Origin of the sequence: Paenibacillus piscarius, from assembly GCF_022234545.1 — a bacterium.
In the GTDB taxonomy this organism is placed as follows: Bacteria; Bacillota; Bacilli; order Paenibacillales; family Paenibacillaceae; genus Paenibacillus_AQ; species Paenibacillus_AQ piscarius.
Genome location: NZ_JAIEUI010000030.1, coordinates 1 through 21,772, shown reverse-complemented (window position 1 = coordinate 21,772; position 21,772 = coordinate 1). Strand labels below are relative to the sequence as shown.

Genomic DNA, 21,772 nt, shown 5'->3' with positions numbered 1-21,772 from the left:
GTAATAGCGGAAATTCCTCCCACATAATGCGGTCATGAATGACCGGTTCATCGAATACAATTAGTCTTCGATTGTGATACCCATACTGCGGGCAGTACCTTCAACCATACGCATTGCAGCTTCAACAGATGCAGCGTTCAGGTCAGGCATTTTGGTTTCGGCGATTTCACGAACCGCTGCGCGGCCGATTTTCGCTACCTTTTTCTTGTTCGGTTCACCGGAGCCTTTTTCTACTTTTGCAGCGATGCGGAGCAGAACAGCAGCCGGAGGAGTTTTGGTGATGAAGGTAAAGGAACGGTCTTCAAATACTGTAATTTCAACCGGGATGATCAGGCCAGCCTGGTCGGCAGTACGAGCGTTGAATTCCTTACAGAATGCCATAATGTTGACACCTGCTTGACCTAACGCCGGACCTACTGGAGGCGCTGGGTTCGCTTTCCCTGCAGGAATCTGCAGTTTCACCATTTTAATAACTTTTTTAGCCATGAGTGACACCTCCTTGCGTAAATAGTGGTATTCGAATGTCTACGACATTCTCCCACAAGAAACCCTTGCGCTTGTTATATTTTCTCCACTTGAGTGAAATCCAACTCGAGCGGGGTTTCCCGTCCAAACATGTTGACGTGCACCTTGATCTTGCTCTTGTCTGCCAAAATTTCTTCCACGGAGCCCACAAAATTCGCAAATGGACCGACCATAATACGTACGGATTCCTTAATTTCGAAATCAATCTTCGCTTTAGGTTCAACCATGCCCATATGCTTCAGAATTTGTTCAACCTCTTCAGGGAGCAGTGCGGTAGGCTTGGACCCCGAACCAGTTGAACCGACGAATCCGGTCACGCCCGGCGTATTGCGGACTACATACCAGGAATCATCCGTCTGAATCATTTCGACCAAAACGTAACCAGGGTAAACTTTGCGCATGACCGTTTTTTTCTTGCCATCCTTGTTTACCAGTTCTTCTTCCATAGGAACAAGAACGCGGAATATTTTGTCCTCCATGCCCATGGACTCAACGCGTTTTTCCAAATTGGCCTTGACCTTATTCTCATACCCGGAATAGGTATGAACAACGTACCATCTTTTTTCCATATCAAGCCACCTGGGACCTCTCTAAATAATCGCTTCAATCACAGCGGAAATACCGATGTCCAGAACCCAGAAGTAAAGAGAAATAACTACAATTGTACCGAGAACGATCAAAGTGTAGTTCTTCAATTCTTTACGGCTAGGCCAGCGAACCTTTTTGAGTTCACTCCAGCTCTCAGTGAAAAAGGAAAACAAAGACTTGAAACTACGTTTCACGCCGACTACACCTCCACAGACTATCTGGTTTCGCGATGAGGAGTTTGCTCGTTACAGAACTTGCAAAATTTCTTCATCTCCAAGCGGTCGGGGTGATTTCGCTTGTTTTTGGTTGTTGCATAGTTTCTTTGTTTGCAACTAGTACAAGCCAAAGTGATAATTACCCGCATGATGTGCACCTCCCGAAGACGTACTTCTAACCGTTAAATTAGAAGACGCAAATATTGATTCAAAAAAAAGCCGCGAATTTAGGCCTACCTAAAACACTTTAGCATAATATCAACGCTTGTGTCAACGAAAGATTCCCCCATCGCACTGGGTAATTCCGGGTGCCGCCGCCTTGCGCCGTACGTGATCTTTGCACATGCTATTCCTTTTGCCACTCGCTGTCTACCATAATCATTATGGAGCATTCCGCCTAGGCTTAAACCTGCTGCCGGCAACTAAAAAAAGACTCGAGTCCCGAGCCTTCCTGGTTCATTATATCATTAATTGTCACGCACTTCCAGATATCTTTCCAATTTACGTTTCACCCGCTGCAGAGCATTGTCGATAGACTTCACATGCCGCTTCAAATCCTCGGCGATCTCCTGGTAGGAGCGCCCGTCCAGATAGAGCATCAGCACCTTGCGTTCCAGATCACTCAGAATCTCCGCCATCTTATCTTCCAGTCCGATGAACTCTTCCTGGTTAATAATCAGCTCTTCCGGGTCAAGCACCTGTGTTCCGCAGATCACATCCATCAGTGTCCGGTCGGAATCCTCATCATAGATAGGCTTGTCCAAAGAGACATAGGAATTCAGCGGAATATGCTTCTGGCGCGTAGCCGTCTTGATGGCCGTGATAATCTGGCGGGTAATGCACAATTCGGCAAACGCCTTGAACGAAGACAGCTTGTCACCCTTGAAATCACGAATGGCCTTGTACAGGCCGATCATGCCTTCCTGGACAATATCTTCACGGTCGGCTCCAATCAGGAAATAGGAACGGGCCTTGGCACGCACGAAATTGCGGTACTTGTTAATCAGATGCTCCAATGCGCCACTGTCGCCACCACGGAAGATCTCGACAATCTCTTCATCACTTATGAAATCATACTCGGACAGCATTATTTCCTTGAGGTCGACACTCACCAAGAATCCCCCCGGCTGCAACGCAAGACACATCGTTACTTCGCGAAATATAGGAACAGTATATATTATGTTACCTTACACCGTCAACCGCAGATTGACCAAAAACAATCTTCAATAACATTTTATGTCATTTCCCTGCGGAAGCCTGCTGACCTGGCACTTGATCCCTGACCGGCCGGCGAGTTTCCGGATTCACTGTCTGCGCCAGTCCTCCAGCCGTTTGCGTGTCTCCGGCGGCAGCTTGTCTTCGAGCGAGTGGCGGGTAGCGCTCACGCTTCCCGGCTCAATCGCTTTCTTCACCTGCTTCTGGTTCTCTTCAATCGCCAGCCGCAGCTCCCTGGCCGATACGCGCAGAGCCCCCTGCGCGAAGATGACATGCTGCTCAATGAAGTCACTGGTGGCTACTGAAATCTGCCTGCGGCGGTGTGCAAATTCTCCAACCAGCCGTTCAATGCACTCATCCGCCGTCTCTTTCTCTTTGGTGAAAAAGACCTGGACCTTGCCCTGCACAAAGGACCTGCCAAGACCCGGCACCCGGTAGGCGTCAAATACAGCAATGACGCGCAGCCCGGAGAAAGCCTGGTAATCAGCCAGCAGATCAAGCAGGCGGTCGCGTGCGCCCTGCATGTCGGTCTGCGACATTGCGGCAAGCTCCCGCCAGCCGCCGATCATATTATAGCCGTCCACAAGCAGGATATCGCGCCAGTCTGCCATACTCAGCCCTGTTCTTGGCGGCGGCGGAGAACCTCGTACATAACTACACCGGCAGCTACCGAAGCATTAAGAGAGTTGATTCTTCCCGCCATCGGCAGCTTCAGCAGCACATCGCATTTCTCGCGGATCAGGCGGCCCATCCCCTTGTTCTCATTGCCGATAACCACCGCTACCGGGCCTGTGAAGATATCCGAGCCGAACAGATTCTGGTCAGTGTCCACATCGGTCCCAACCACCCAGACACCCAGCTCCTTCAGCCGGTCGATCGTCTGGCCGAGGTTGGTTACGCGGGCAACGGGTACGTATTCAACGGCACCGGCAGAGGTTTTGGAGACCGTGGCCGTGATCTGCGCGGAGCGGCGCTTCGGCACAATTACTCCATGCACACCTGTGCAGTCTGCAGTACGCAGAATGGACCCCAGGTTGTGCGGATCTTCAATCTCGTCCAGCAGGAGCAGAAAAGCCGGCTCTCCCTTGGCCTCTGCCGCCGCCAGAATATCAGCAACCTTCGTATAGGCAAACGGCGCTGCCTGCGCCACCACACCCTGATGCTGAACGCCCGGTGCGAGCTGATCCAGCTTGCGTTTGTCCACATGCTGGATGACAATGCCCGCCTTGCGTGCTTCCGCCATAATCGGTGCGGTCAGATGTTTTTGTGCGGTTTCCGCAATCCATATTTTATTCAGTGTACGTCCGGCTCTAAGCGCTTCAAGCACAGAATGCTTACCTGCCAGAATTTCCTCTTCCGTTCTCAATTCTTCCATTGTTTTATCTCCTGTTCTATATACCCATATATACCTATAAACATCTGGCCGGATTTGAACTCACCCGGGCCTGTGCTGCATGAATCCGATGCCGCTGTGAACCAGTTCCAGTATTCTCCCCTGCTGCCCGGTGTAATATAAATACCCGATCAGACATTCAAATGCGGTGGCGTGGCGGTATTCCAGCACATCCGCATTCTTCGGAACAGAGCCGGATTTGGCATTGCGCCCCCGTCTGACGACATCCTTCTCCTCTTCCGTAAGCTGCGGCTCCAGATGCGCAAGAATCGTGCTCTGCGCTCTGGCGGATACCAGGCCGGTGGCTGAACGGTGCAGATGATTCGGACGCAGATTGGGCAGCGAGATCAGATATTGCCGCACAGCTACCTCATAGATGGCATCACCGGCATACGCGAGCACGATAGGCGGGAGCAGATGGGCCGCCTTGGAGGGCTCATACGGAAACCAGGCGCTGCCTGGATCAAACTGCCCGCTCATTTGCGCCGCCACCGCATTCCCTGGGGAGTATCCTCCAGCAGAATCCCCATTGCATTCAGTTCATCACGGATCTCATCGGACCGGGCCCAGTTCTTGTTCTTGCGCGCCTCTGCCCGCTCAGCAATCAGACGTTCCACCTCTTCGCCTGCGACCTCTTCCTCCGCCTCCGCAGTCAGTCCCAGTACCCCGTTCATCTCGGCGTATGCCTTAAGGAGTGCTGCGAGATCCGCTTTGCGCGCCTCCTGGTCAGCAAGCGTGAGATTGGCCAGGCTGACCCAGTCGAACACCGCGGTGATGGCATCCGGCGTGTTGAAATCATCCTGCATCCGGGCATGGAAAGTACCCGTGATCTCAGCAAGCCGCTCTGTCATGTGCGGGCTTGCTTCGGCGTTGCCGCCATCCGTACCCAGCTCAAGACGGTGCTTCACGTTGCCTTCCGCCAGAGCGATACGCTCAACGCTTTTCTCAGCAGACAACAAGGCTTCCTCAGTGAAGTTAAGCGGATTGCGGTAATGGCTGGACAGCATAAAGTAACGGATCGCCCCCATCTTGAAGCGCGCACGGATATCCTTCACCAGCAGTCCGTTCCCCAGTGACTTGGACATTTTCTCATCACCGATGTTCAGGAAAGCATTATGCATCCAGTAATTCGACAACGGCTCGCCCGTCAAGGCCTCCGTCTGGGCGCATTCGCATTCATGATGAGGGAATTTCAGATCCTCTCCGCCGCCATGAATATCAATCGTGGTGCCCAAATATTCGCGGACCATCGCGGAGCACTCGATATGCCAGCCGGGACGCCCTTCCCCCCATGGACTGGACCAGTGTACCTCACCCGGCTTGGCAGCCTTCCAGAGCACGAAGTCTTCCTGGTTCTCTTTACGCGGATCAACCTCAATCCGGATACCGAAGCGCAGCTCCTCCAGATTCTGCCGGGACAGCTTGCCGTAATCTGCAAATTTGCCGGTCCGGTAGTACACATCCCCGCCATTCTCATAAGCATAGCCTTTCTCTTGCAGCTCACGGATGAATTCGATAATTTTGTCCATGCTCTCTGTCACGCGCGGATTCATCGTTGCCGGCTTCACCCCGAGCCCGGCCAGATCCTCCTGGTAAGCGGTGATGAACATGTCAGCAACCTCGGCTACGGTGATATTCATCTCTTCCGCCTTGCGGATCATTTTGTCATCCACATCCGTGAAGTTAGTCAGGTAGCGGACTTCATTGCCAAGCGCTTCGAGATAGTTGCGTACCATATCAAACACGATGACCGGTCTTGCGTTACCGATATGCATATAACCGTAGACGGTGGGTCCGCAAACGTACATTTTCACCTTACCCGGCTCCTGCGGCACAAAAACTTCCTTGCTGCGCGACATGGTGTTATAAATCTGCATTGCCATTCTTCATCCAACCCCTTCTATTATCCCCGGACCTCTGAGCTGCCGGTAGCTTCATATTTCGTAATCCCCGATATATTGCTGGCTCTCCAGCCGCCGCTGCTCCTGCTTCTGTTTGTCTTCAGCGCCGAGCTGCTCCCGGATCTCCTCGATCTCTTTCTGCAGGAAGCGCAGGGAATCAATCAGCGGGTCAGGCATCTTCGTATGATCCAGCCGGTCGGAGACACGTTCCCCGTTACGCTTGACCACACGTCCGGGATTGCCCACAACCGTACTGTTGCTCGGAACCTCACGCAGCACGACGGCGTTGGAGCCGATATTGCAATTATCACCGATTCGGAACGATCCCAGTACTTTGGCCCCGGAGCCTATGACCACATTGTTGCCGACGGTTGGATGGCGTTTGCCCTTCTCCTTGCCGGTTCCCCCCAGGGTAACCCCTTGATAGATGATCACATCATCGCCAATCTCGCAGGTCTCCCCAATGACAATCCCCATGCCATGGTCAATGAACAGCCTGCTGCCGATTACGGCGCCCGGATGAATCTCCACGCCGGTCATGAACCGGCTGATCTGGGAGACAATGCGTGACAACGTATACCAGCGGCGTTTGTAAAAAGAGTGGGCAATCCGGTGAGCCCAAATCGCGTGAAGCCCGGCGTAAGTAAACACAACCTCGAACCGGCTGCGGGCGGCCGGATCGTTGTCGAATACGGCCTGAATGTCCGACTTCATATGCTTAAACAACACGGTTCCCCTCTTCCTGGATTCCCCGCCTCCTGTGTACAGGTAAGCAAAGGAAGGTATTATCCGCTATATTTCAACAAAAAACGCCCCTGCAGCTTATCGCTGCAGAGACGTCTAACCGCGGTCCCACTCTGCTTGAACATCCCAGTACAGCGATGCCGTTATCAGCAGCAGCGTATGCACCCGGTGTTCCTCTTGGCGTCTGTAACGGCAACGGTCCCGGCACAGTCTACAGTCCCCTGTCCGGGGCATTCAACCGTGCAGCTCACAGGTGCATGTTCAGCGGCAGACAAATGAATAACTCCCAGCCTGCTAAGGGCAAGCGCCCTTAAGCGGTTATTCTCTCTGGCAATTGTCCGTGTACGCGTACTTTTCCTGATCCCAGCTGTTATCCTATACGTTCTATCTTAACCTATATCTTAGCGAAAAGCCGCTGAACTGACAAGTGGTCCCGTTCAGGTAATCGCCCATTTCATGCGCCTTTGATCTGTGACTTCAGGCGTTCGATGACACGGTCGCGGCCGAGCAGTGCAATCGTCGCATTCAGATCGCGGCCGTGCATCTGGCCGGTAAGTGCGACACGGATCGGCATAAACAGCGCTTTGCCTTTGTGGCCGGTCTCCTTCTGCACTTCCTTAATCAGCACAGCCATATTGGCAGCGCTGAAATCCCCGGTGGCCTCCACCTTCGCCAGGAAGGCGGACAGCACCTCAGGCACCTGGGCTTCTGCCAGCACCCCAGCCGCTTCCGTCTCAAGCTCCAGGTGGCTGCGGAAGAACAGCTCGGAGAGGGCGACAATATCCGAGGCTGCGACCATTTGCTCCTGGTACAGCGCAACAAGACTCTCCGCCCAGCTCTGCTGCTCCTCGCTCAGCACCTCAGGCAGTCGGCCCGCCTTCTGCAGATGAGGAATGGCAAGGGAAGCAATCCGCTTAGGATCAGCATGCTTAATATAATGATTGTTGAGATGAGCCAGCTTATTCGTATCGAAGACTGCAGGGCTCTTAGAGAGGCGGTCAGCTGTGAAGATCGAGATCAGCTCTTCCTTGCTGAATATCTCCTCTTCGCCCTCCGGCGACCAGCCGAGCAGGGTGATGAAATTGAACAGCGCCTCCGGCAGATAGCCAAGCTGGTCATATTGCTCGATGAACTGAATGATGGATTCATTGCGCTTGCTCAGCTTCTTGTGGTCATCGCCGACAATCAGCGTCATATGTCCGAACAGCGGGGCTTCCCAGCCCAGCGCTTCATAGATCATGAGCTGGCGCGGTGTATTGGAGATATGATCTTCTCCGCGCAGCACGTGGGAAATCTCCATCAGATGGTCGTCTACTGCCACAGCGAAGTTGTAGGTCGGAATCCCGTCTTTCTTCACAATGACGAAGTCGCCCATTTCCTTGGTGTTGAAGGAGATGCTGCCTTTGACAATATCATTGAAGGTATAAGTGCGGTCTTCAGGCACCTTGAAGCGGATGCTGGCAATGCGTCCTTCCGCCTCAAAGGCCAGGCGCTGCTCCTCAGTCAGATTGCGGTGTCTGCCGGAATAACGCGGAGTTTCGCCGCGTGCTGTCTGCTCTTCCCGTTCAGCCTCCAGCTCTTCTTCCGTGCAGTAGCAGCGGTAAGCCAGGCCTCGGTCCAGCAGGTCCTGCGTGTACACACGGTAGATGTCCAGACGCTCCGTCTGGCGGTAAGGCCCGTATTCCCCGCCTACATCCACACTTTCATCCCAGTCGATGCCCAGCCATTTCAAATATTTCAGCTGGCTCTGCTCCCCTTCTGCAATATTACGCTTCAGATCGGTATCCTCGATCCGGATAATGAATTTGCCGCCCAGATTGCGGGCGAACAGATAATTGAATAGCGCTGTTCTGGCATTTCCGATATGTAAATGTCCTGTAGGGCTCGGTGCGTAACGCACCCGAACTTGATCGGCCATGGGTATCCCTCCGCTTGTGTATGGTTAGAATTAAACAATCAGCTGCTGGTAAAACCGTCTCACGATGATATCACATCTTGGAGCAGACAGACAATAGATTGGGCGGCAATTCCTTCCCCGCGCCCGGTGAAGCCAAGCTGCTCGGTCGTAGTCGCTTTGACATTGACCTTCGACCGGTCAGCATCCAGGGCACGGGCAATAATCTCCGTCATCTGCGGAATATACGGCGCCATCTTCGGCTTCTGTGCAATGATGGTCGAATCGATATTGCCGAGCCGGTATCCACGCTCACGCGCAAGCGCCCATACCTGCTCCAGCAGCTTCAGGCTGTCGGCGTCCTTGAAGGCCGGATCGGTATCAGGAAAATGCCGGCCGATATCGCCCAGCCCCAGCGCTCCCAGAATCGCATCGGATACAGCGTGCAGCAATACGTCCGCATCGGAGTGCCCGACCAGCCCTTTCTCATAAGGAATGGTTACTCCGCCAATAATGCACGGCCTGCCCTCGACCAGCTGGTGTACGTCAAATCCTTGTCCTACAGCAATCATCGGTGTTCCTCCCTGCTTCTAATGTATTCAGCGAAATCCAGGTCCTCCGGCGTCGTGATCTTGATATTCCGGTAGCTTCCCTCCACGACAGAGACGCTAATCCCGCTGCGTTCCGCCAGACTGGAGTCATCTGTGCCGAGGAAGCCATCCCGCTCCGCCTCCTCATAGGCCAACAACAGATCAGACAAACGAAAAGTCTGCGGGGTCTGAATCGCCCACAGACTTCGCCGATCCGGCGTGGACAGCACCTTGCCTTCACCATCCACCAGCTTGATCGTATCCTTAACCGGAACCGCAAGCACAGATGCACCTGCAGCCCGCGCCTGTTCATAACAAGCCTTGATCTCACTGCCCTGCACGAACGGACGGACACCGTCATGCACCATGACCCAAGTGGTCGTAAGTTCATTGAGTCCCCGGCGGACCGAGTGCTGGCGTTCAGCGCCTCCGGGAATTACCGCAGTCACTTTATCCAGCTTGTAGGTCTGCACCCATTGCCGGCAGCGCTGCACATCCTCTTCACCGGTAACCAGCACAATTTCTGAAATGAGCTCATGCTTCTGGAACACCTCCAGCGTATGCACGATAATCGGCTTGTCCTGCAGCAGTAAATATTGTTTGCTCTCTGCTGTCCCCATCCGGGTTCCTCTGCCTGCCGCGACGATAACGGCGCCTACACTGTTTGACATTCTTTCGGCTCCTGTCTTTCACGTATACTCCCATCATAACGCGTTTGGCTGGCATTTCCAAGCTAATCCGGCGCAGACGGAAGCCGATAGAGCTTATTGCGCTTTTTCCAGGAGCTTCGGTTTGGCAAAAATCATCCGGCCCGCCGAGGTCTGCAGCACGCTGGTCACCAGAACCTCCATCGTAGTGCCGATATAATCCCGGCCGCCTTCGACCACGATCATCGTACCGTCATCCAGATAAGCCACGCCTTGTCCATGCTCCTTGCCGTCCTTGATCACCTGAACAATAATCTCCTCACCCGGCAGCACTACCGGCTTCACCGCATTGGCCAGATCATTGATATTCAGCACCGATACACCCTGAAGCTCACAGACCTTGTTGAGGTTGAAATCGTTCGTGACCACCTTGCCGTGCAGTACTTTAGCCAGCTTGACCAGCTTGCTGTCCACCTCGGAGATCTCCTCGAAATCCCCCTCATAGATCAGCACCTTGACATCCAGCTCCTTCTGGATCTTGTTGAGGATATCCAGACCTCTGCGTCCCCGGTTGCGCTTCAGCAGATCCGAGGAATCGGCGATATGCTGCAGCTCCTCCAGCACGAACTCGGGAATTACAATTGTTCCTTCAATGAAGCCTGTTTTGCAGATGTCAGCGATCCGGCCGTCGATAATGACGCTGGTGTCCAGAATCTTATGCTCCTGGGTACCGGGAGTATCCGGCTCCGCAGAACGCGCCCAGCGTCCGGTGTTCCAGAGCGAAGCCAGCTCCTCCTTCTTCTCCAGCCCCACTCGCAGGCCCAGGTAACCGAGCGCAAGTGTGGCAGCGACCTGCAGCAGCTCTCCAGCCTTGCCCAGCCAGGCCATGGCAGGATAGAGCAGCAGGGACAGCAGCAGGCCTCCTGTCAGGCCCGCCATCGCTGCCGCCAGCTCGCCCATCGGCAGACGCGAGCAATAGCGGACCGCCTCCCGCAGTCTAGAAGCCGCCCAATCTGCGCATAAAGTCCCGGCGATCAAAAAAATAATGGCACCCAGCACCGCAAACAAAATACCCCCATGCAAAGGCAAGCTATCCTCCAGTTTCCCCACACCTACAGGGAACCCTCTTTCTGCTGCGTGATATAGCGAATAACCTGACCAGGCGCCACATAATCCGGCGAATGTCAAAATAACCTTTTTCCACATCATCCCGCACCTCCTTCTATTCATCCAAAGTTCATCTATACCTCACCAGTATGTTCCAATTTTTAGGACGGTAATCCGCCAAGAGATTATTTTTTACAAATAATACAAATCACCACCCAAAGCCCTGCCGGAAACTGTTATTCCTGGTTGAAAATGAGGGAGAGCCTGGCATATAATGTACTCAATTATGAATCCAGGGGGGAAGGGAAATGAGCGCACCAAGTCTACAGGCCTTTCAGGATCAAGTCTCCGAACTGCTGCTCCGCCACCGAAGTCTTCTGGATGTAATGTCCAAGAACGGGCAGAGCAGCGCTTCCGTCAACCGGGCGGTCGTCAAGGCCATCACCGAATGCGGCTGCATCCAATTACACGCCACCAAGCAGGTGTTTGAGCCGGGCCTCGGTCTGGAACAGGCCAAGGAGCTGGCAGGCACCCATCTTGAAGGCGAGCTGTGCGAGAACTGCCGGGAGGTCATTGGCTCTGAACTGGGCCGCGAATTATTCTATATGTCAGCGCTCTGCAATTTGCTTGGCATCCAAATGGACGAGGTGGTCGCCAAGGAATCCCAGAAGTGCGCAACGCTCGGATTGTTCAACCTGTCGTAGGCAAGCAGAACTACCCCGGATGTCTTTCCATCCCAGCCAATAGAAGATCAAACAAAAAGGCATTGCCTCTTTCCGGTTAAGGGAAGGGCAATGCCTTTTGCATAGCGGAGTATGAAAGGTATTAGTTCTGAATACGGACTAACCGTTCTTGGAATGATAGACTTTATCTTCGGTGCGTCTCTTTCTGCGGCGGCGCTGGCGGCGGGCGGTAAGCACACCTACACTTTGCCGGAAGCCGTACAGAGCGTACAAGGCCAGTAGTCCGAAGATCAGCTTCGCAATCTGTTCAGGGAAGACCACAGCAACCGCTACTGCGATTACAATGACGACAGGTGCGCCTACGTATGCTTTTTTGGGCAGGCCGATCTTCTTGAAGTTCGGGTATTTCACGGTACTGACCATCAGATACGAGAGCAGAAGCGTGGCCACAATCATGAATGGAGCAGACACGTCTTTATGGAAAAGCGCCAGCGTGGCAAGCACCCCGCCTGCAGCAGGAATCGGCAATCCTACGAAATATCCCGGAATCCCCGGGCGGACATTGAACCGGGCCAGACGCAAAGCGCCGAATACCGGGAAAATAGCCGTTACGGTCCATCCCAGAGCAGAGTTAAGCTCCTGCAGACTGGTCAGGTACATGATCAGCGCCGGCGCTACCCCGAAGGAGACGACGTCGGATAAGGAATCCAGTTCCTTGCCGAATTCACTCTCACACTTCAGCGCCCGGGCCACCCGGCCATCCAGCCCGTCGAGCAGCATGGCAATAATGACCAAGATCGCGGCCATACTCAGCTTGCCGTCAAAAGCCATCAAGATACCAAACATTCCAAGCATCAGGTTACCGATGGTAAACAGACTTGGAAGTGATTTCTGGATCATTTCTTCACCTCATTATGTTACTTGTACTGCTTGAGCTGCCAATATTACGTGATTGTATGTTATTTACATTTGCCTGTCAATAAGAACTTGCTTCTGCAGCCGTTTGAGTCCGTCCTGAATATTGCGTGCGCGCACCTCGCCGATGCCGTCCACTTCATCAAGCTCGGCAATGCTCGCCGTCATCAGGTTAGGCAGCATCTCGAAGCGTTCGACCAGATTGTGGATGATGACATTCGGCAGCCGCGGAATCTTGTTCAGCAGCCGGTACCCGCGCGGAGTTACCGCTTCCTCCGACGAAATGGCGGTCGAGGAATAGCCCAGCAGGCGGGCGATATGGTTATCATCCATCAGCTCATCGTCACTGCTGCGCTTCAGCCCGGCAATGATCTCACGGATCTTGTCCTCCTGCTCCATTCTTGCATAGTCTCTGTACAGAAGCCATGCTTCTTCCTCTGTATTTCCCACCAGCTCTTCCATCTGCATACTGATCAGCCGGCCTTCATTGCCAAGCTCGTTGATGTAACGCTTAATTTCCATCTTGATCCGCAGTACCATTTCTACCCGTTGGATGACGCCGACCACCTCAGCCACGGTCACAATCCCTTCGTATTCAGAGGCGGAGAGGTTGGTCAGCCCTTGGGTAAGAACAGCCCTGTACTTCTCAAGTGTCTGAATCGCCTGGTTAGCCTTGGCCAGAATCGCACCGATCTCCTTAAGCGCATAACGGATAGAGCCCTGGTACAGTGTAATGATATTACGGCGCTGGGAGATGGAGACCACCAGCTTGCCGGTCTGCTTGGCAACCCGCTCCGCCGTGCGGTGGCGGATTCCGGTCTCGATGGAGGAAATGGAGGAATCCGGAATCAGCTGGGTGTTGGCGTATAGTATCCGCTTCAGATCCTCACTCAGAATAATAGCCCCGTCCATCTTGGCCAGCTCATATAAATAATTGGGCGAAAAATCGCAGTTAATGGAGAAGCCGCCATCGACAACCTCCATCACCTCCGGACTATATCCGACAACGATCAGTGCCCCGGTCTTCGCGCGCAGCACGTTCTCCAGCCCCTCCCGGAACGGGGTTCCGGGTGCAGCCAGTCTAAGCAGATCATTCATATTATCTGATGGATTATTATCTTTCATGTTCCTGTGCCCCCTAATCTAACGCGACCGCTAATGCATCTGCTACAGTGTTGACGCCAATAATCTGGATATCCTGCGGATGCTTCCAGCCTTTCATGGATTTCTCGGGCATAATCACCCGCCGGAAGCCGAGCTTAGCGGCCTCCCTCACCCGCATTTCTGCGCGCGATACTCCTCTCACCTCACCGGTCAGCCCTACCTCGCCGAAGAACACATCATAAGGCTTGGTCGGAAAATCACGGAAGCTTGAGGCAATGCTGATAGCCACCGCCAGATCAACCGCAGGTTCATCCAGCTTCACGCCGCCGGCAACGTTGAGGTAAGCATCCTGATTCTGCAGGAACATGCCCATCCGCTTCTCCAGGACCGCAATGATCAGCGACATCCGCTGATGATCCATGCCGGTACACATTCTGCGGGGCGAAGGGAAATGTGTCGAAGCAACCAGCGCCTGCAATTCGACAAGTACAGGTCTGGTGCCCTCCATGCTGGCTACCACCGCCGAACCGGCCACGCCGAGCGGACGCTCGGACAGGAACAGCTCAGAGGGGTTCTCCACCTCAGTCAGCCCCATCTCCCCCATCTCGAAAATACCGATCTCATTCGTGGAGCCGAAGCGGTTCTTCACTGCCCGCAGCAGCCGGTACGTATGATGCCGCTCACCCTCAAAGTAGAGGACACAATCCACCATATGCTCCAGCATCCGCGGACCGGCGATGGCACCTTCCTTGGTAACATGCCCTACCAGCACGGTGGCAATGCCCCGGATCTTGGCGATACGCATGAATCTTGTCGTACATTCCCGGACCTGAGCCACACTGCCCGGCGCACTGGTGACCTCCGGCATGAACACCGTCTGGATGGAGTCAATGACCAGGAACTGCGGGTTGATCTGCTCAATGGCTTCCTCAATGCTCTCCAGATTGGTCTCACACAGCACATATAATTCAGCTGACAGCGCTCCGAGGCGGTCTGCCCGCAGCTTGGTCTGACGCACCGATTCTTCTCCTGAAATATACAGCACGCGCAGCCCCTGGGTGGTAAGTGCATGGGAGGTCTGCAGCAGCAGTGTCGACTTACCGATTCCGGGGTCTCCTCCGACCAGCACCAGCGAGCCGGGAACGATTCCGCCGCCAAGCACACGGTTCAATTCACCAATGCCCGTCAGAATACGCGGCTCCTTGTCACTTTCTATATTTATGATCGATTGCGCCTTTTCTTTACTCTGAAAAACAGGTGCGCTCATTCCTTGTGTCTTCACTACGCTTTCCGTTTCCTCCACCATGGAATTCCATTCCTGGCAGCCCGGGCATTTCCCGAACCATTTGGGGGATTCGTAACCGCATTCCGTACAGTAAAATTTTGTTTTTGGTTTAGCCATGTGCACTCCTTAACTCCAAACTTGCTAAAATTGCGGATAAAATACGCTTATTCAAAGTTTACCATTTCTGCACACTTAACGGAAGGACACTTAAGATCTAGTTTTTGGTTGCGTCCTGCACAACAAAGCTCCCGCCTCTCTATACGGAGAAGCGGGAGCTTTGTTTCAAACCGGTGTGTCTTATTCTTTTTCGGCAGCTTTCTCCAGGGCGGATTCGCCCGGGGCCGCTACAGTAGTCACGGCCAGCTCGCCGTTCACCTCATCGATCTTGAGGGAATCGCCCTTTTTGATGTTGCCCTTAAGCAGCTCTTCCGACAGGCGGTCCTCAATATGCTTCTGGATCGCCCGGCGGAGCGGACGTGCTCCGAAGGCCGGGTCATAGCCCTCTTTGGCCAGGAACGCCTTAGCGCCGTCGGTAAGCAGGAAGTCTACATCGTATTCACGCAGCCGCTTGCGCAGCTCGTCGGACATCAGGGTCACGATCTCGGCGATATGCTTCTCCTCCAGCGAGTGGAAGACAATGATCTCATCGATACGGTTGAGGAACTCAGGGCGGAAGCTCTTCTTCAGCTCTTCCATCACCTTGCCCTTCATGTTGCTGTAATCAGCGCCTGCATCCTGAACAGCCGTGAAGCCAAGGGTCGAATTCTTCTTGATTGCCTGCGCCCCTACGTTCGAGGTCAGAATAATCAGCGTATTGCGGAAATCGACGACACGGCCTTTGGAATCGGTCAGACGGCCGTCTTCCAGCACCTGCAGCAGGATGTTGAACACTTCCGGATGCGCCTTCTCGATCTCATCCAGCAGCACAACAGAATATGGCTTGCGGCGCACCTTCTCAGTCAGCTGTCCGCCTTCTTCATATCCGACATACCCTGGAGGTGCTCCGACCAGACGGGAGGTCGAGTGCTTCTCCATATATTCCGACATATCGATGCGGATTACGGCATTCTCGTCGCCGAACATCGCCTCGGCCAGCGCACGTGCCAGCTCGGTTTTACCTACCCCGGTTGGACCGAGGAAGATGAAGGAGCCCATCGGACGTTTCGGGTCCTTCAGGCCCGCACGCGCCCGGCGGAGCGCCCGGCTGACCGCTTTGACCGCTTCATCCTGCCCGATAACACGTTCATGAAGCAGGGCTTCCATGTTCAGCAGGCGGTCGGTCTCTTCTTCCTTCAGCTTGCTGACCGGAATGCCGGTCCAGCTGGCCACCACCTGGGCGATATCCTCAGGCGTAACCTGGGAATCGGTGCGGCCCTGCTTTTCCTTCCACTGGTTCTTGGTCGTATCCAGCTCTTCCCGGATCTTCTGCTCGGTATCACGCAGCGCCGCGGCCTTCTCGAATTCCTGGCTCTGTACGGCGGAATCCTTCTCCTTGCGGATATCATCCAGGCGCATTTCCAGTTCCTTCAGATTCGGCGGGATCGTGTAAGAGTTCAGTCTCACCTTGGAGCCCGCTTCATCAATCAGGTCAATCGCTTTGTCCGGCAGGAACCGGTCAGAGATATAGCGGTCGGACAGCTTCACAGCCTCCACAATCGCTTCATCCGTAATCTTCACCCGGTGATGGGCTTCATAACGGTCGCGTAGACCGAACAGAATCTGCACAGCTTCTTCAGGCGAAGGCTGATCTACCGTAATCGGCTGGAAGCGGCGCTCCAGCGCGGCATCCTTTTCAATATATTTGCGGTATTCATCCAGCGTGGTTGCACCAATGCACTGCAGCTCTCCGCGGGCCAACGCCGGCTTCAGGATATTGGAGGCATCAATCGCACCTTCCGCACCGCCCGCACCAATCAGCGTATGCAGCTCGTCGATGAACAGCACGATGTTGCCAGCCTGGCGGATCTCATCCATGATTTTTTTGAGGCGGTCCTCGAACTCACCGCGGTATTTCGTACCGGCTACTACAGATCCCATATCTAGGGTCATAACGCGCTTATCACGCAGGGTTTCCGGAATTTCATTATTGATGATCTTCTGGGCCAGGCCTTCGGCAATCGCCGTTTTACCAACCCCAGGCTCCCCGATCAGCACCGGATTGTTCTTGGTCCGGCGGCTCAGCACCTGAATGACACGTTCAATCTCCTTGCTGCGTCCGATGACCGGATCAAGATTGCCGTCTTTGGCATAGGCGGTCAGGTCACGGGCCAGGCCGTCCAGTGTAGGTGTGCTGACATTCGCCGGCGTACCGCTGTGGCTGGAGGTGGCTTCACTGCTGCCAAGCAGCTGCAGCACCTGCTGACGGGCCTTGTTCAGGCTGATTCCCAGATTATTCAGCACGCGGGCGGCAACGCCCTCACCTTCACGGATCAGACCGAGCAGGATATGCTCAGTTCCCACATAGGTATGCCCCAGCTTGCGGGCTTCGTCCATGGAGAGCTCAATCACCTTTTTGGCACGGGGAGTATACGCGATGTTGGTCGGTTGTTCTTGACCTCTGCCAATCAGTGTTTCCACCTCATCCTGGATTTTCTCCAGACCCAGACCGAGTCCGATCAATGCCTTCGCGGCAATGCCGTCTCCTTCACGAATCAGTCCGAGCAAAATATGTTCTGTCCCGATGTTGTTGTGTCCCAAACGAACGGCTTCTTCCTGCGCCAGTGCCAGCACCTTTTGTGCGCGTTCCGTAAATCTTCCAAACATCATATCTCCTGCACCTCCACGGATAAATAGATATCTATAATTAATGTTGTGATCCCAGTGTCTCCCGGAGCAGCTTCGCCCGGTACATATCACGTTCGGCAGGCGACAGCTCGTCACCGAACAGCTTCTGCAGGAAGCCCGGCTGAGTCTTGACATTCAGCTCATTGAGCACTGAAATCGAAGGCCCTTCCAGAATCCCCAGATCTACCCCTAGCCGCAGATCGGATAGCCGCTGTGCAGACTCTTTAAGCTCCATCACAGCCGCATAGGACAGTATCCCGTAGGAACGCTTAATGCGGTCGGTAATGCGAAGTGCAGAATCAGCCAGCAGGCGCTCCCGCGCATTCCGCTCGTGTTCAATGATCTGGGTGACTACGCTATGAAGATTCTCGATAATCTCGTTCTCCGTCTGTCCAAGCGTAATCTGGTTGGAGATCTGAAAGATATTCCCTACTGCTTCGCTGCCTTCCCCGTAAATTCCTCTAACGGTAAGTCCAACCTGATTGACAGCGGACAAAATGCGGTTGATCTGGTGAGTCATCACCAATGCCGGCAAATGAACCATCACTGAAGCCCGGAGCCCGGTTCCGACGTTGGTGGGACAGCTTGTCAGATATCCTCTGCGGTCATCGAAGGCGTAATTGACAGCAGACTCGAAAATATCATCGATGGCCGTGGCCCTTACCCAGGCTTCTCTGACCTGGAGGCCGGGAAACAGGCATTGAATGCGGAGATGGTCCTCCTCATTGATCATAATGCTGACCGACTCGTCATCGTTCAGAATGACAGCTCCGCCCTTGGATTCATCCGCCAGATTCGGGCTGATCAGATGCTTCTCGACCAGCACCTTTTTATCGAGCTCACCCAGCTCATCCAGCCGGATCAGTTCAAAGTTGCCAAAATCAGCAGCAGCCTCACCCTGAAATACAGGAGCCAGCTGCTCCAGCACCTCTTCCGACTGCTCTGCTGAAGCCAGCAGCGGAAAGGGCAGATGCTCCAGATTGCGGGCGATGCGCATCCGGCTGCTGATCACAATCTCGGAGTGGCTGCCGCCGCAGCGCATCCATTCACTGAGTGCCTGTTCGGTAAACCGGAGACTTGACATATCCAATCCCCCCTATATATCAAAGACTTTACTCTTGTGGCATTTCTTTTTCAAGTTTGCGTATACGGTCCCTCAGCTCTGCCGCAGTTTCGAATTCCTCCTGGACAATGCTCTGCTGTAATTCCTGCTTCAATTCTTCAATCTGGCGTTTGCACATAATCTGTGCGCCGGCCCGTTTGGGCAGCTTGCCGACATGAGCCGTACTGCCATGTACCCGCCGGAAGAGCGGGTCAAGTGTACTGTCAAAGTACTTGTAGCAAGAGCTGCAGCCGAACCTTCCCAGCTTGCTGAACTGCGAGTAGGTCATGCCGCAATTCTCACAGTGCAGTCCCTGCACATTTTGCGCTGCCGCCTTGCCCTTGCCCGCACCTTCCAGATCAAGCAGTCCGGACAGCAGGCTGTGAATCGAGAAGCCTCCGGATGTTCCCGGAATCAGCTCACCCTTCTCCCGTGCACAGCTTTCGCAAATATGAAATTCTGTCTTCTCTCCGTTCACAATCTTCGTGAAGTGGAGTGTAGCCGGTCTGACACCGCATTCCTGGCATAGCATAAGCGGAGTCCCTCCTTACGAATATGGCCATTATTTGCCCAACAAAGAGATCAGCATCGCCTTCATGATCTTGGCGCGAATCTCATCCCGGTACGGCAGATTAACCGTCAGGCAGTCCCGGGATACCGCGGAACGCATCAGACACGCCTCGCGTTTGGAGAGGAAGCGGGCCTCCTCCAGCTGATAAATCAGTCCTTCCGCAGAATTCTGATCGATATCATTCCCTATCGTGGAGTTCAGATGTGCATACAGGGCCACATTCTGAGGCAGCTCGAACCGCTGAATCCGGATGTACCCGCCCCCGCCGCGTTTGCTCTCTACCACATAGCCCTTCTCCAGGGTGAAGCGTGTGCTGATAACATAGTTGATCTGCGACGGCACACACGAGAACTGGTCCGCCAGCTCATTGCGCTGAATTTCCACCGTACCTTCGGGACTTTCATGCAAAATATTCTTCAGATATTGTTCAATAATATCGGAGATATTACGCATCACTCATCCTCCAGTGTCTAAGCCTTCGTCAATCTGTGCTGCGCCTTACGCCTGCCGTCCAGACATGCTCTTAAGAATTTAACCCTGGCAAAGAATTAAGAATCGGCAAAAGCCGCCTTGGACCTCCTAATTCATCCAATTGTTACATTCCTGAGAACGCCGCTATCAGACTTGCGTTGACTTTGACTTTCTTTGACTTTTTTCATATTATAACACATTCTCACTGATTGCCAAGGGGTTAGTTATATTTTTTACGTTTTTGCTGCATTGTATTCCCTATGTACGTAGATGAGTTCTCTGATATGCGGCTGAATATAAGACAGCTCCTCCGCCTTATGCTGAAGGGGAAGAGCTGTAATCTGTCAGAAAAAATCGAATAATGCCGTGTTAGCCTGCGGAATCAGCGCTTCGAACCATTCCACCGCCTCAGCACTTCCGGTTAATTGCTCATACCGGGCGGTCTCAACCGGACGCTTGTACCCCATGAGCAGTGCAGTCAAGGTTCCGATGCTGCATACCAAGTCGGCCTCTGCCCGCTCCCCCTGAACCTGAATCAATGATGCCGTGCCCTCCGCCGATACACGCCAGCGCCATAATCCTTCATTCCACGGAGCGTACTTATCTTCTATATATATCTGCCGTTCCTGAACACCCTGCGGCGCACTGAATATCATACTCTCCACCAATGCCTTCATGTTGACAATCCGCGCCATGAAGTAAGGGTGATTCTCCTGTGTGATCCGCGGATCGGGCAGCAGGAAGGGCAGGATGTCGTCAGCAGGCACCATCTTCAGCTTGGCTCCGTTAATCATCGAGTCATGATTGGCCAGGAAGGTCCACAATCCCTGCCGGGCCTGCTCGTTCCTATAGATGAATTCGTCGATGACCAGCTCTTTGTTGATAATTTTATACAGCACATATCCTTCCGGTTCACCCAGCTCCGAATAAAATACGCCAAGATGCACAGCATCATCCAGCACGCTATCCCTCCACCAATCCGTACTGCGGTTCAGTGTACCATTGTAACGGACGGCAAATTGGTCATAGAGCTGCTGCAATATCGCCAGATCTGCGTTTGCAGCGTTTCCCCGCTTCACAGTGCCTTTAATCTCAGTCTTGTGCGGGAAATTCCTCACAGGAATGGTGTATTGCTTATATTCGCAGTAAACCTCCCAGCCAAATTTGCGGTAGAACGGAATCAGGAACGGATGCAACAGGGACAGCATATGGCCCGCATCATTCATCGTCTGCAGCGCATGAGTCAACAGCTGAGCCACATATCCCTGCCGGCGGTTCTCCGGCCAAGTCGCTACCCCGGCAATTCCGCCCATAGATACCGGTTTGCCTTGAATGTTCACCTGCAGCGGAAGCAGCGTCAGCTTGGCCCCAATTCCTTCCCCGTCAAACAGTCCCCATACCTGTTCCGGCTTGAAATTCTCTCTGGCCCGCTCCCGGTCCTCTCCAGACACCTTATACTGAAAAGCATATTCAGATAAGCTTAGGCTATCTTCAAATTCCTCTGCACGCAGTTGTCTTATTTCCATTCTGCTCACCCCGTTAGTAGATTGAGATTTTAGACAGCAAGAGTACAATATTTGCTTCAATAGTGAGTATAACAAGCCTTCCCCTAAGATGCTAACCGGGTGGCCGAAATATCTTATACCCACAACTTATCCACAGCTTCTGCACAGCAAAATAAAAAACCGGGAAGACCCTCTCCCCGGCAAAAAATAGTTATCCACGATTTGTCTATGACTATCCACATTATTCACTTTTTATCCACAAAAACGGTGTATTACTTAGGTTTTCTCTTGACTCATCCACATAAATATGCCTCACCAGGGAATCATCCACATCTAGTAACATTGCTGAAATCATATCCACATGTGCGTAATTTTTCTGCATTTCCTGAAATCTATCCACAGCTTTTCCACAGGCTCACTTCCACGCAAAAAAGCCACTGTCGATTACTCAACAGTGGTGTATTTCTGCTTGGCGGCGTCCTACTCTCCCAGGACCCTTCGGTCCAAGTACCATCGGCGCTGGAGGGCTTAAC

The 21,772-nt window shown here is 53.5% G+C and carries 24 protein-coding genes; 2 read left to right on the top strand and 22 right to left on the bottom strand.

Annotated features, from left to right (window positions below):
* Positions 1 to 60: 60 nt before the first annotated feature.
* The 14 genes from rplK to K1558_RS29895 all read right to left on the bottom strand — a co-directional run bounded on the left by rplK (position 61) and on the right by K1558_RS29895 (position 10,918).
* On the bottom strand, positions 61 to 486 hold the full coding sequence (gene rplK, locus K1558_RS29960) for a 50S ribosomal protein L11 (protein WP_042131235.1): 426 nt from the start codon (positions 484 to 486) through the stop codon (positions 61 to 63).
* A gap of 74 nt (positions 487 to 560) precedes the next feature.
* Positions 561 to 1,094, bottom strand: a complete 534-nt coding sequence (nusG, locus tag K1558_RS29955) for a transcription termination/antitermination protein NusG (RefSeq protein WP_238655642.1) — start codon at positions 1,092 to 1,094, stop codon at positions 561 to 563.
* Between the two features lie 21 nt (positions 1,095 to 1,115).
* Entirely contained in the window at positions 1,116 to 1,307 is a 192-nt protein-coding gene (gene secE, locus K1558_RS29950; RefSeq protein WP_036692354.1) for a preprotein translocase subunit SecE, read from the bottom strand.
* Positions 1,308 to 1,327: 20 nt separating this feature from the next.
* On the bottom strand, positions 1,328 to 1,477 hold the full coding sequence (gene rpmG / locus K1558_RS29945; protein ID WP_074086515.1) for a 50S ribosomal protein L33: 150 nt from the start codon (positions 1,475 to 1,477) through the stop codon (positions 1,328 to 1,330).
* Positions 1,478 to 1,795: 318 nt separating this feature from the next.
* The gene (sigH, locus tag K1558_RS29940; RefSeq protein WP_019908203.1) at positions 1,796 to 2,440 is read right to left on the bottom strand and encodes an RNA polymerase sporulation sigma factor SigH; all 645 of its coding nucleotides are present in this window, start codon (positions 2,438 to 2,440) and stop codon (positions 1,796 to 1,798) included.
* Between the two features lie 192 nt (positions 2,441 to 2,632).
* Positions 2,633 to 3,154: an NYN domain-containing protein gene (locus tag K1558_RS29935; RefSeq protein ID WP_238655641.1), complete on the bottom strand. Its 522-nt coding sequence runs from the start codon at positions 3,152 to 3,154 to the stop codon at positions 2,633 to 2,635.
* Positions 3,155 to 3,156: 2 nt separating this feature from the next.
* Positions 3,157 to 3,918 (bottom strand): 23S rRNA (guanosine(2251)-2'-O)-methyltransferase RlmB, encoded by a 762-nt coding sequence (gene rlmB, locus K1558_RS29930; protein ID WP_238655640.1) that lies wholly within the window; start codon positions 3,916 to 3,918, stop codon positions 3,157 to 3,159.
* 60 nt (positions 3,919 to 3,978) lie between these two features.
* The gene (locus tag K1558_RS29925) at positions 3,979 to 4,416 is read right to left on the bottom strand and encodes a Mini-ribonuclease 3 (protein ID WP_238655639.1); all 438 of its coding nucleotides are present in this window, start codon (positions 4,414 to 4,416) and stop codon (positions 3,979 to 3,981) included.
* Complete coding sequence (cysS, locus tag K1558_RS29920; RefSeq protein WP_238655638.1) at positions 4,413 to 5,819, bottom strand: cysteine--tRNA ligase; 1,407 nt, start codon at positions 5,817 to 5,819, stop codon at positions 4,413 to 4,415. Before cysS ends, K1558_RS29925 begins: the two co-directional genes overlap by 4 nt.
* Before the next feature lie 51 nt (positions 5,820 to 5,870).
* Positions 5,871 to 6,563: a serine O-acetyltransferase gene (cysE, locus tag K1558_RS29915; RefSeq protein ID WP_238655637.1), complete on the bottom strand. Its 693-nt coding sequence runs from the start codon at positions 6,561 to 6,563 to the stop codon at positions 5,871 to 5,873.
* A 472-nt stretch (positions 6,564 to 7,035) separates the two neighbouring features.
* Positions 7,036 to 8,499 carry a glutamate--tRNA ligase gene (gene gltX, locus K1558_RS29910; protein WP_238655636.1) on the bottom strand — a complete coding sequence of 488 codons (1,464 nt, stop codon included), beginning with the start codon at positions 8,497 to 8,499 and terminating at the stop codon, positions 7,036 to 7,038.
* Positions 8,500 to 8,558: 59 nt separating this feature from the next.
* Complete coding sequence (gene ispF / locus K1558_RS29905; protein ID WP_238655635.1) at positions 8,559 to 9,047, bottom strand: 2-C-methyl-D-erythritol 2,4-cyclodiphosphate synthase; 489 nt, start codon at positions 9,045 to 9,047, stop codon at positions 8,559 to 8,561.
* Positions 9,044 to 9,736: a 2-C-methyl-D-erythritol 4-phosphate cytidylyltransferase gene (ispD, locus tag K1558_RS29900; RefSeq protein ID WP_238655634.1), complete on the bottom strand. Its 693-nt coding sequence runs from the start codon at positions 9,734 to 9,736 to the stop codon at positions 9,044 to 9,046. The genes ispF and ispD overlap by 4 nt, the downstream gene beginning before the upstream one ends.
* A gap of 93 nt (positions 9,737 to 9,829) precedes the next feature.
* Positions 9,830 to 10,918, bottom strand: a complete 1,089-nt coding sequence (locus tag K1558_RS29895) for a PIN/TRAM domain-containing protein (RefSeq protein WP_238655681.1) — start codon at positions 10,916 to 10,918, stop codon at positions 9,830 to 9,832.
* Between the two features lie 209 nt (positions 10,919 to 11,127).
* Here K1558_RS29895 and K1558_RS29890 point away from each other — a divergent pair, with 209 nt between their 5' ends.
* Positions 11,128 to 11,523: a nucleoside triphosphate pyrophosphohydrolase family protein gene (locus K1558_RS29890; RefSeq protein WP_238655633.1), complete on the top strand. Its 396-nt coding sequence runs from the start codon at positions 11,128 to 11,130 to the stop codon at positions 11,521 to 11,523.
* Between the two features lie 138 nt (positions 11,524 to 11,661).
* Here K1558_RS29890 and pssA read toward each other — a convergent pair whose 3' ends face one another.
* From pssA to K1558_RS29850, 8 genes are all read right to left on the bottom strand, one after another.
* Positions 11,662 to 12,402: a CDP-diacylglycerol--serine O-phosphatidyltransferase gene (pssA, locus tag K1558_RS29885; protein ID WP_238655632.1), complete on the bottom strand. Its 741-nt coding sequence runs from the start codon at positions 12,400 to 12,402 to the stop codon at positions 11,662 to 11,664.
* A gap of 63 nt (positions 12,403 to 12,465) precedes the next feature.
* The gene (gene disA / locus K1558_RS29880; protein WP_238655631.1) at positions 12,466 to 13,542 is read right to left on the bottom strand and encodes a DNA integrity scanning diadenylate cyclase DisA; all 1,077 of its coding nucleotides are present in this window, start codon (positions 13,540 to 13,542) and stop codon (positions 12,466 to 12,468) included.
* Between the two features lie 13 nt (positions 13,543 to 13,555).
* A complete protein-coding gene (radA, locus tag K1558_RS29875; RefSeq protein WP_238655630.1) occupies positions 13,556 to 14,923 on the bottom strand; it encodes a DNA repair protein RadA in 1,368 nt (455 codons plus the stop codon).
* A gap of 180 nt (positions 14,924 to 15,103) precedes the next feature.
* On the bottom strand, positions 15,104 to 17,572 hold the full coding sequence (gene clpC / locus K1558_RS29870) for an ATP-dependent protease ATP-binding subunit ClpC (RefSeq protein WP_238655629.1): 2,469 nt from the start codon (positions 17,570 to 17,572) through the stop codon (positions 15,104 to 15,106).
* Positions 17,573 to 17,609: 37 nt separating this feature from the next.
* Complete coding sequence (locus tag K1558_RS29865; protein WP_238655628.1) at positions 17,610 to 18,674, bottom strand: protein-arginine kinase McsB; 1,065 nt, start codon at positions 18,672 to 18,674, stop codon at positions 17,610 to 17,612.
* 28 nt (positions 18,675 to 18,702) lie between these two features.
* Entirely contained in the window at positions 18,703 to 19,224 is a 522-nt protein-coding gene (locus K1558_RS29860) for a protein-arginine kinase activator protein McsA (protein WP_238655627.1), read from the bottom strand.
* A gap of 30 nt (positions 19,225 to 19,254) precedes the next feature.
* Positions 19,255 to 19,716 (bottom strand): CtsR family transcriptional regulator, encoded by a 462-nt coding sequence (locus K1558_RS29855; protein WP_238655626.1) that lies wholly within the window; start codon positions 19,714 to 19,716, stop codon positions 19,255 to 19,257.
* A 362-nt stretch (positions 19,717 to 20,078) separates the two neighbouring features.
* Positions 20,079 to 21,260: a GNAT family N-acetyltransferase gene (locus K1558_RS29850; protein ID WP_238655625.1), complete on the bottom strand. Its 1,182-nt coding sequence runs from the start codon at positions 21,258 to 21,260 to the stop codon at positions 20,079 to 20,081.
* 99 nt (positions 21,261 to 21,359) lie between these two features.
* On the opposite strand from K1558_RS29850, the gene K1558_RS29845 reads away from it, so the two are divergent.
* A partial coding sequence (locus K1558_RS29845; RefSeq protein WP_238655624.1) for a hypothetical protein occupies positions 21,360 to 21,772 on the top strand: 413 nt, incomplete at its 3' end.